This window comes from Nostocoides japonicum T1-X7 (assembly GCF_001046855.1).
Taxonomy (GTDB): domain Bacteria; phylum Actinomycetota; class Actinomycetes; order Actinomycetales; family Dermatophilaceae; genus Nostocoides; species Nostocoides japonicum.
This window is the reverse complement of record NZ_HF570958.1, coordinates 3532245-3542334: the sequence shown is the minus strand read 5'-3', so window position 1 is coordinate 3542334 and position 10090 is coordinate 3532245. Positions and strand designations below refer to the sequence as shown.

Sequence of the window (10090 nt, the reverse complement as noted above, 5' to 3'; positions counted from 1 at the left end):
GGGCGGGGGGCGAGGTGGCTCGCGACCCCGCCCGCCACCGCCTCGTCCGCGCCGACGGCGATACGGGTGCCGGACCCCTGGCTCGCCTCGACGAAGCCCGCCGCGAGGAGCTCGTCGTAGGCGGCGACGACGGCGCCCCGGCCGATCCCGAGCGACGCCGCGAGCGCCCGCGTCGAGGGCAGCTGGTCACCGGGTCGCAGGCGGCCGGCTCGGACGAGGTCGAGGAGCGCCTCCCCGACGCGATGGCGGAGCGGCTCGGCCGTGTCCGGCAGCCGGACCGGGAGGTCGACGACGTGCGCGGTGCGGGGCATACCGCCGACGATACTGGTTTCCTGGTATGCCGCTATGTGGATATCGAGGAGGGACCAGTTTCGTGGTCCAATGGGGCCCGTGGAATCCGTGAACCGCCACCCGGAGCGCGCCCGCACCGCGCGTGACGACCTCTACGCCGTCCTCGACGCGAGCCTCGTCGGCACCCTGAGCACCGTCGTCGACGGCCGCCCGTGGGTCGTGCCGATGCTCTACGCCCGCGACGGCGACCGCCTCCTCGTCCACGGGTCGACGGGAGCGGGCGCGCTGCGACACGTCGCCTCGGGTGCCCCGGTGGCACTGTCGGTCACCCTGATGGACGGGCTCGTCGTCGCGCACTCGACGTTCGAGTCGTCGGCGAACTACCGCTCGGCCGTCGTCCACGGCACCCTCGAGGCGCTCTCCGGCGAGGAGCAGGTGCGCGCGCTCGACACCCTGTCCGACCGGCTCATCCCCGGCCGCGTCGCCGAGGTCCCGCCGATCCGGAGGAAGGAGGCGGCGGCGACCCTCGCCATGTGGCTGCCCATCGTCGACGGGCAGTGGACGGTCAAGGTCCGGAACGCGTGGAGCGACCTCCCCGAGGAGCCGACGGACGCCTGGATCGGCATCGTCCCGGTCCGGACCGTCTACGACGAGCCGGTCACCGCACCGTTCAGCCCGCCGGGCGCCGAGGTCCCCGCGAGCGTGCGCCGCCTCGTCGCGTCGGAGAGCGCCGGGCCGCTCGTGGAGGAGCGCGTCCCGTGACCCTCGCCTCGGGCGTGGGGTCGCTGCCCGGCACGGACATCCGCGAGGCGCTCGCCGAGGTCCGCGACACCTTCGCCGGTGCCGACCTGCCCTACCTTCCCGAGCTGCCGGGTCGCGGGCCCGGCTCCGACCTCGTCGGCCGCACGGGCGGTCTCCTCGTCGAGCTGCCCCTCGACCTCCAGCCGAGCGGCTGGCGGCTCGTCGACCGGCCCGGCCGTGACGCGCGCCGGACGGCGTCGCTGTGGCGGCAGGACCTCGACGAGCTCGCCGAGGCCTTCGAGGGGTATGCGGGGTCGCTCAAGCTCCAGGTGTGCGGCCCGTGGACGATGGCGTCCGTCCTCCAGCTCGGCCGCGGCGAACGGGTCCTCGCCGATCCCGGGGCGACGCGCGACCTCGTCGAGTCCCTCGCCGAGGGGGTCCGCGCGCACCTCGCGGATGTGGCCCGGCTGCTGCCCCAGGCGACGCTCGTCGTCCAGCTCGACGAGCCGGGCCTGTCGGCGGTCATCGAGGGCCGGCTTCCGACCGCCTCCGGATACGGACGGATCCCGGCGGTCGACCGGCAGCGCCTCGCGGACGGCATCCGCACGGTCCTCGCCGCGGCGGGCGACCGGCCGGCGCTCGTCCACTGCTGCGCGGCCGACGTCCCGATCGCCGTGCTGCACAGCGCGGGCGCGCCGGCGCTGTCCGTCGACACCAGCCTTCTGTCCCGAAGCGCGTGGGACGAGGTCGCCACGGTCGTCGAGTCCGGCACGAGGCTGTATGCCGGTCTCTTGCCGACGAGCGGCCCCCTCGACCGGGCGGCGGCCGTCGACCGGTTCCTCGCCGCGTGGCGGGAGGTGGGCCTGCCGGCGTCCCGTCTCGCCGACCTCGTCGTGACCCCTGCATGCGGGCTGGCCGGGCTCACACCGCAGGGGGCCCGCGACGTTCAGCGTGTGGTGCGCGACACCGCGCGTCAGCTCGCCGACATCGCCGAGGAGGAGTCGTGACGGCCGCGACCGCATCGAGCCCCGTCGTCGCACCACGGGTCCAACGCGTGCCGTGGCCGGCGAAGTACCTTGCGCTGTCGGTCATCTGGGGCTCGTCCTTCCTCCTCATGAAGGTCGGGCTGCACGCCATGGCGCCGGTCCAGATCGCCTGCCTGCGGATCGTGACGGGCGCCTCGGTCATCCTCGGGCTCCTGCACCTCACCGGGGGCCGGCTGCCCACAGGGAGACGGACGTGGGCCCACCTGCTCGTGTCCGGCCTGTTCCTCTCGGCCCTCCCGTTCGTCCTCTTCGCGTGGGGGGAGACACGCGTCCCCTCCGCCCTCGCGGGGATCGGCAACGCGACGACGCCGCTCGCGACGGTCGTCTGCACCTTCCTGTTCCTCCCGAGCGCCCGCGTCGGGTCCAGCCGGCTCGTCGCCGTCCTCGTCGGGTTCCTCGGCGTCGTCGTCATCATGCAGCCGTGGACGGCCGACCGGCCCGACCTCGCAGGGTTCGCCGCGACCCTCGCCGGCGGTGCGTGCTACGGCGTCGGGTGGACCTACAACCGGCGCTTCCTCGCGGGTGTCGACTTCGGCGGACTGTCGCAGCCGGCGGCGACGCTGCTCGTCGGCGCGATCCTCATGGTGCCGACGACCCTCGGGTGGTGGCTGCTGTCCCGGTCGACGCACCCCACGCCGTGGACCCTCGTCCACGACGGATCGGGCACCGCGACGTGGCTGGCCGTCGGGGCGGTCCTCGTCCTCGGCGTCGTCGGGACGGGCCTGGCATACATGCTCCAGTTCGACGTCGTCCGGGCGGCCGGGCCCACCGTCGCCTCGACGATCACCTATCTCATCCCCGTCGTCTCCGTCGTCCTCGGCGCGGCGCTCCTCTCGGAGCACCTCACCGGGTGGGAGTACGCCGGCGCGGCGATCGTGCTCTCCGCGGCGGTCGTCGTGAGCCGCCCCACCCGCGGAGCCCGGTAGCGGTCCCGGCCAGGGTCAGGTGGCGGCCTCAGCGGGCGTCAGGCTCCGGTGACGTCGGAGGGTGCCTTGACCTCGCGGCGCAGGATCTTGCCGGTCGCCGTCTTCGGCAGCTCGTCGACCCGCCACACGTGGCGCGGGTACTTGTAGGCCGCGATGCGGTCCTTGACGTGCTGGCGGACGTCCTCGACCGTCGCCGTGGCGCCGGGCCGGAGCGCGATGGCGGCGCCGATCTCCTCGCCGAGGACCGGGTCGGGGACCGCGACGACGGCGGCCTCGACGACGTCCGGATGGCTGTAGAGCGCCTCCTCGACCTCCCGTGGATACACGTTCATCCCACCCCGCAGGATCATGTCCTTCTTGCGGTCGACGATCGTGTAGTAGCCGTCCTCGTCGACCGTCGCGAGATCCCCGGTGCGGAACCACCCGTCGGGGATGGCGGCGGCCGTCGCCTCCGGCTTGTTCCAGTAGCCCTTCATGACGTTGTCGCCACAGATCGCGATCTCCCCGACCTCGCCCGGGCCGAGGGGGTTGCCCTGCTCGTCGACGATCCGCATCTCGCAGCCGGGGATCTGGACCCCGATCGTCCCCGACTTGCGCTCCCGGTCCGGCAGGTTGAACGACGCGACGGGTGAGGTCTCCGAGAGGCCGTACCCCTCGAGGATGATGCAGCCGAACGCCTGCTCGAACCCGCGCTGCACCTCGTGCGGCATCGCCGCGCCACCGGAGCAGCACAGGCGAAGGGTCGCGGCGGACAGCGTGTCGTGCTCCGGGTGGTTGAGGATCGCGGCGTACATCGTCGGCACGCCCATCATGATCGTCACGCCGTCGCGGTCGATGACCTCCATCGCCTTGGCCGCGTCGAACCGCGGGATGAGGGTGAGCGTCGCCCCGGCGATGACGGCGGCCTGGAGCCCGACGGTGAGGCCGAAGACGTGGAAGAGGGGCAGGCACCCCATGACGACGTCGGCGTCGGTCATCTCGGTGATCGTCTCCACGCAGCGCAGCGCGTTGAGGTGGATGTTGCGGTGGGTCAGCTCGGCGCCCTTGGGCCGGCCCGTCGTGCCGCTCGTGTAGAGGATGAGGCAGTCGTCCTCGTCGTCGCGGTCGGTCACCGTCGTGAGGGGCTCGGCGTCGGGCAGCTGGCCGGCGACGGGGCCCATCGCGTCGCAGACGACGATCGTCGTCCCGGTGCCGGACGCCCCGGCCCGCGCCTCGGCCTCGAAGTCGGGCCACACGAAGGCCAGCGAGGCGCCGGAGTCGGTGAAGTAGTAGTCGATCTCACCGGCCTTGAGCAGCGGGTTCATCGGGACGACGACCGCGCCGGCGAGGAGCGCGCCGAAGAAGGCGACGGGGTATGCCGGGACGTTGGGCAGGATGAGCGACACCCGGTCGCCGGGCTGGACACCCGCGGCCCGCAGGCTCCCGGCGACGGCCTGCGCCCGGCGCAGCAGGTCGGCATACGACACCTCGACGGCGTCGAGCCTGATGGCCGTCCGGTCGGGGAGCCGCTCGGCGGTCCGGACGAGGTTGGTGGCCAGGTTGGTCATCGTCGACTCCTTGGTGGTGCCGTGGTCTGTGCCGTATGCCGCGCCTCGGGCCGAGAGTGCGGGGCCGCCGCGCTGGGCGGCCCGGGGAGGGAACGGTGGTCTGCCGATGGTAACGACTCGCCGGTAACAGCGGTTCCGCCGGCACGGCTCGACGGCCGGCCGGCCGTCGGTGGGGTGGGGCAGGATGGGTCGGGTGACGGACACGGAGATCCCCCTCCCGGCGGCCGACGGGCCGGCCGAGACGCCGGCCGACGTGCCCGAGGAGGTCCGGGCCGAGTGGGCCGACCTCGCGGAGCAGGCCACCGCCGCGCAGTTCGCCTACCATGTCAAGGACGCGCCGACGATCAGCGACGCCGAGTACGACGCGGTCATCCGGCGCCTGAACGAGATGGAGGAGGCGCATCCGTCGCTCCGGACGCCGGAGAGCCCGACGCAGCAGGTCGGCGGAGCGATCTTCTCGACCGACTTCGCGGCCGTCGACCACCTCGAGCGGATGCTGAGTCTCGACAACGTCTTCACCGAGGATGAGCTGCGCGCCTGGCTGGCCCGTGTCGACCGCGACCTGGAGGGCCTGGCATACCACCTGCTGTGTGAGCTGAAGATCGACGGGCTCGCCGTCAACCTGCTCTACGAGGGCGGGCGGCTCACCCGGGCACTGACCCGGGGCGACGGCCGCACAGGGGAGGACGTCACCCTCAACGTGCGCACCATCGACGGCGTCCCGACCCAGCTGACCGGCGACGGCGTGCCCGAGCTCGTCGAGGTGCGCGGCGAGGTGTTCTTCCCCGTCGAGGCCTTCGAAGGGCTCAACGCCTCGCTCGTCGAGGCGGGCAAGGCACCCTTCGCCAATCCGCGCAACGCCGCGGCGGGGTCGCTGCGGCAGAAGGACCCTCGCGTCACGGCGTCCCGGCCGCTGCGGATGCTCGTCCACGGCATCGGGGCGCGGCGCGGGTTCGACCTGGACCGGCAGAGCCACGCCTACGAGCTGTTCCGCCGGTGGGGGCTGCCGACGTCCACCCACTACGAGGTCGTCGACTCCGCCGACGGGGTGATGGACTACGTCGAGCGGGCGGGTGAGCGACGGCACTCCTTCGAGCACGAGATGGACGGCGTCGTCGTCAAGGTCGACGAGATCGCGCTCCAGCGGCGGATGGGGTCGACGTCGCGGGCGCCGCGGTGGGCGATCGCCTTCAAGTACCCGCCGGAGGAGGTCAACACCAGGCTGCTCGACATCCAGGTCAACGTCGGGCGCACCGGGCGGGTCACGCCGTTCGGCGTCATGGAGCCCGTCGTCGTCGCCGGCTCGACGGTGTCCATGGCGACGCTCCACAACGCCGACGAGGTGCGGCGCAAGGGCGTCCTCATCGGCGACGTCGTCGTCCTGCGCAAGGCGGGCGACGTCATCCCCGAGATCCTCGGGCCGGTCGTCGCGGCTCGCGACGGCAGCGAGCGCGAGTTCGTCATGCCGACGCACTGCCCCGCATGCGGCTCCCCGCTCGCGCCGGAGAAGGAGGGCGACAAGGACATCCGCTGCCCCAACGCCCGCTCCTGCCCCTCGCAGCTGCGGGAGCGCGTGTTCGGCCTCGCCGGGCGCGGGGCCTTCGACATCGAGGCCCTCGGCTGGGAGGGGTCCATCGCCCTCCTGGAGTCCGGCGTGATCCACGACGAGTCGACGCTCTTCGGGCTGACCGCCGAGGACATCGCCCGCGTCCCGCTCTACACGCGGGCGGCGAAGAGGACCGACCCGCCCGAGGCGGTCGTCGACGGGCGCGTCCTGTCCGCCAACGGGCACCGGCTCGTCGACAACCTCCAGGCCGCCAAGGGCAAGGAGCTGTGGCGGGTCCTCGTCGGGCTGTCGATCCGCCATGTCGGGCCGACGGCCGCCCGGGCGCTGGCCCGGGCCTTCGGGTCGATGGACGCGATCCGTTCGGCGTCGGTCGAGGAGCTCGCGGCCGTCGAGGGCGTCGGGCCGGTCATCGCGGACGCGGTGCGGTCGTGGTTCGACGCCCCGGGCAACGAGTGGCACGTCGGCATCGTCGAGCAGTGGGCCCGCGACGGGGTGCGGATGGCCGACGAGCGCGACGAGTCCGTCCCCCAGACGCTCGCCGGGCTGACGGTCGTCGTCACCGGGTCGCTGGAGGAGTTCTCCCGCGACTCGGCGAAGGAGGCCATCCTCGCGCGCGGCGGCAAGGCGGCCGGATCGGTGTCGAAGAAGACCGACTTCGTCGTCGTCGGCGAGAACGCCGGGTCGAAGGCCACGAAGGCGGAGGAGCTCGGCCTCACGATCCTCGACGAGGCCGGCTTCGTCGACCTCCTCGAGAACGGTCCCCGTGACTCCGAGTCCGACTGAGCCGGACGAGCGCGGACGTGGGTGCGTCCCGGCGGCCACGACAAGCCCGCACGTGCCGAGTTGATGCTGTCCTCGGATGGGGCGCGGCCACGGAAGCCCCGCACGTGCCGAGTTGATGCTGTCCTCGGGTCAGGGTCGACGACGCAAGCCCGCACGTGCCGAGTCGATGTCGTCCCCGTCCAGGCGCGGCCACGACAAGCCCGCACGTGCCGAGCTGATGCTGTCCTCGGGTCGGGCGCGGCCACGGAACCCCACAGGTGCCGCGGAAAGGTGCGGCGGATGCGGGGTTGTCGTGGTCGTGCCGAGGCGTCGATTGCTTGTGGGGAAGCTGGCCCGAGTCAGGGGTCGTGTCAGCTTCCCCACAAGGACCCGTGAACCGCCGCCGACCCTGACTCAAGCCGGTCCACCACGTCGCACCCGGCGCCCGGCGGCCACGACAAGCCCGCACGTGCCGAGTTGATGTCGTCCCCGTCCAGGCGCGACCACGGAAACCCCGCACGTGCCGAGTTGATGTCGTCCCCGTCCGGGCGCGGCCACGGAAACCCCGCACGTGCCGAGTTGATGCTGTCCTCGGCGCCCGACCGACCACGGAAGCCCCGCACCTTCCGCAAAGGGTGCGGCAGATGCGGGGTCGTCGTGGTCATGCCGAGGCGTCGATTGCTTGTGGGGAAGCTGGCCCGAGTCAGGGGTCGTGCCAGCTTCCCCGCAAGGACCCGTGTCAGCTTCCCCACAAGAGGTCGTGCCAGTTTCCCCACAAGAATCTGTCGTCGGGACCGGATCGTCAGTCGGGGAGGGCGACGGGCTTCAGCTCGTCCCAGACGTCGCCGGGCCCGGGGTTGTCGGGGTGGCTGGCCCCGCCGAGGTGGGTCATGACACCCCACACGGCGTTGAGCGAGGTCTGGACCGCGCCCTCGACCCAGGCGGGGGTCCAGCTGACGCCGTCGCCGGCGAGGAAGATCCCGCGCTCGGCCTCGGGCAGGCCCTTCTGGACGAAATGGCCGTACATCCGGTGGTTGTACCGGTAGTGCCCGGGCAGGGCGCCCTTGAAGGCGCCGAGGAAGTTCTCGTCGGCCTCCCAGCTGACGACGATGGGGTTGCCGCGGATGTGACTGCGGATGTCGACACCGGGATAGATGCGGTCGAGGGCGGCGAGGGCCAGCTCGACCCGGCGCTCGGGGCCGAGGGGGAGCACCTTGAGGGCGTCGGTCATCCACGAGTAGCTCAGGCAGATGACGGCCGGCCGGTCGGGGCCGTTGTCGAAGAAGTAGGTGCCCCGGGTGATCCGGTCGGTGAGCGTCATCGACAGCAGCGGCCGGCCGGTGCGGGGGTCGACATCCTTCCAGAACGGCCGGTCCACCATGACGAACGACTTCGCCGCCTGCATGTACCGGGTGCGGTCGAGAGCCATCCACAGCTTCTGGTCGAAGAGGGACTCGTCGACCGACACCGAGGTCGTCAGCAGGTGGCTCTGGCAGGTGACGAGGACGGCGGCGTACTCGCGGGCGTTGCCCCACTGGTCGACGACGGTGAACCCTCCCGAGCCGTTCCGCTCGATGCAGGCGGCCCGGCCCAGGGTCGCGCCGCCGTTGAGGGAGGCCAGGCTCGTCCCCTCGGGCCAGTGCCGGCATACCGCCGGCTGGCGCCACAGACGGTGCAGGAGGCGCTCGACCCCGCCGACGATGAAGCGCTGGTTGTCGTCGAGCTCGAGGAGGTTGACCCGGAGGATCTCGAGCATCGAGTTCGGGAAGTCGCTGTCCCAGCCGCCGGTGCCGAAGCCGACCTGGCCGAAGACCTCGCGGTGCCGGAAGCCGAGGCCGCGGAACGCCTTGGAGGACAGGACGAAGTCGTAGAAGGTCCGCTCGTCCCACGCCTCGGCGATGGGGTCCCACAGCTCCTTGAGCCGCCGGGCGTCCCGGTCGCGGACCGCCTGCTGGAGCTCGGTGAAGTCCGCGAACTCCTCCAGCGCCGCGTGGTAGGCGTCGGCGACCTCCTGGTAGAGCCGCGGGAGGTCGTCGGCGTCGCGCGCGAACTCCGTCACGCCCTCGAGGTCGATGACCGTCGAGCCGGCGGCCTCGGTCAGCGGGTTGGGGAAGGGCCGGGACTCCAGGCCGACGAGGTCGACGTAGTGGTAGAACGCCCGCGAGGAGACGGGGAAGCGCATCCCGCCGAGCTCGGCGATGACGTCCTCGGTCCCCTCGAAGGTCTCCGAGCGCAGCCGCCCGCCGAACTTCCCCGACTCGTAGAGCACCGGTCGCACGCCGAGCTTCATCAGCTCGTGGCCGGCGACGACCCCCGCGGTGCCCGCGCCGATGACCGCCACCTCGGCGCCGAGCCGGTCCTGTGGGATCGACCCCAGCCCGACCGGACTCGTGATCCAGTCGTCGTAGGCGAAGGGGAAGTCCGGTCCGAAGGCGGTGACGGGTCGAGTCATGGGAATCCCTCCGGGCGATGGGGTATGCGGGGCTGCTGCGCGACGGTGTTGGGCTCGCCGGCCATCGTAGGACCCGCGATAGCGTCGTCCTCGTGAAGCTCGCGCTGTGGCAGTGCCACCCGACCGACGGCCGCGTCGAGGAGGCTCTCGTCGCGCTCGAGGCGCAGTGCCGGGCGGCGGCCATGGCCGGGGCTCGCCTGCTCGTCGTCCCTGAGCTCTACCTGCCGGGATACAACCGGCCCGACCTCCACGCCGCACTGTCGCAGCCGCTCGACGGCGAGTGGCTCGCCCGGGTGCGCGAGCTGGCGCGAGCCGCGGAGTGCGGCATCTGCCTCGGCTGGGCCGAGCGCGACGGCTCGGACGTCTTCAACGCGGCGACCCTCGTCGGGCCCGACGGACGGATCCTGGCCCACTACCGAAAGATCCAGCTCTTCGGCGGCATGGAGGCCGGCAGCTTCGCGCGCGGCGACTCGCTCGCCGCCATCGTCGAGATGGAGGGGCTGCGGGTCGGCCTCCTCGTCTGCTACGACATCGAGTTCCCCGGCCACGCGGCCGCGCTCGGCGCGGCCGGGGTGGACCTCATCCTCGTGCCGACGGCCAACCCGGTGGGGTACGAGCACGTGCAGCGCACGCTCGTCCCGGCACGGGCCCACGAGAACGACACCGTCGTCGCCTACGCGAACCTCGTCGGGTCCGAGGGCGACGTCCACTTCGGCGGCCGGTCGGTGGTGGCCGGGCCCGACGGGCTGCCGCTGGCC

At 72.5% G+C, this 10090-nt stretch carries 8 protein-coding genes; 5 read left to right on the top strand and 3 right to left on the bottom strand.

Annotation, left to right across the window (positions count from 1 at the left end; translation table 11 throughout):
• Positions 1-311, bottom strand: a 311-nt coding sequence (locus BN12_RS25290; RefSeq protein ID WP_048554003.1) for a GntR family transcriptional regulator, incomplete at its 3' end; no start/stop codon positions are given.
• A 70-nt stretch (positions 312-381) separates the two neighbouring features.
• On the opposite strand from BN12_RS25290, the gene BN12_RS15970 reads away from it, so the two are divergent.
• From BN12_RS15970 to BN12_RS15960, 3 genes are read left to right on the top strand one after another with little or no spacing between them, the layout of a single operon-like run.
• On the top strand, positions 382-1053 hold the full coding sequence (locus BN12_RS15970; protein WP_200901235.1) for a pyridoxamine 5'-phosphate oxidase family protein: 672 nt from the start codon (positions 382-384) through the stop codon (positions 1051-1053).
• Positions 1050-2039, top strand: a complete 990-nt coding sequence (locus tag BN12_RS15965; RefSeq protein ID WP_048554001.1) for a uroporphyrinogen decarboxylase/cobalamine-independent methonine synthase family protein — start codon at positions 1050-1052, stop codon at positions 2037-2039. Before BN12_RS15970 ends, BN12_RS15965 begins: the two co-directional genes overlap by 4 nt.
• A complete protein-coding gene (locus BN12_RS15960) occupies positions 2036-3004 on the top strand; it encodes a DMT family transporter (protein ID WP_048553999.1) in 969 nt (322 codons plus the stop codon). The genes BN12_RS15965 and BN12_RS15960 overlap by 4 nt, the downstream gene beginning before the upstream one ends.
• Before the next feature lie 38 nt (positions 3005-3042).
• On the opposite strand, the gene BN12_RS15955 is transcribed toward BN12_RS15960, so the two are convergent.
• Positions 3043-4551 (bottom strand): long-chain-fatty-acid--CoA ligase, encoded by a 1509-nt coding sequence (locus BN12_RS15955; RefSeq protein ID WP_048553997.1) that lies wholly within the window; start codon positions 4549-4551, stop codon positions 3043-3045.
• 184 nt (positions 4552-4735) lie between these two features.
• Here BN12_RS15955 and ligA point away from each other — a divergent pair, with 184 nt between their 5' ends.
• Entirely contained in the window at positions 4736-6901 is a 2166-nt protein-coding gene (gene ligA, locus BN12_RS15950) for an NAD-dependent DNA ligase LigA (RefSeq protein ID WP_048553995.1), read from the top strand.
• Between the two features lie 781 nt (positions 6902-7682).
• On the opposite strand, the gene BN12_RS15945 is transcribed toward ligA, so the two are convergent.
• Positions 7683-9332 (bottom strand): flavin monoamine oxidase family protein, encoded by a 1650-nt coding sequence (locus BN12_RS15945; RefSeq protein WP_048553993.1) that lies wholly within the window; start codon positions 9330-9332, stop codon positions 7683-7685.
• Between the two features lie 92 nt (positions 9333-9424).
• Between BN12_RS15945 and BN12_RS15940 the strand changes: the two genes are divergently transcribed.
• On the top strand, positions 9425-10090 hold a 666-nt coding region (locus BN12_RS15940), incomplete at its 3' end, for a carbon-nitrogen hydrolase family protein (protein WP_048553991.1).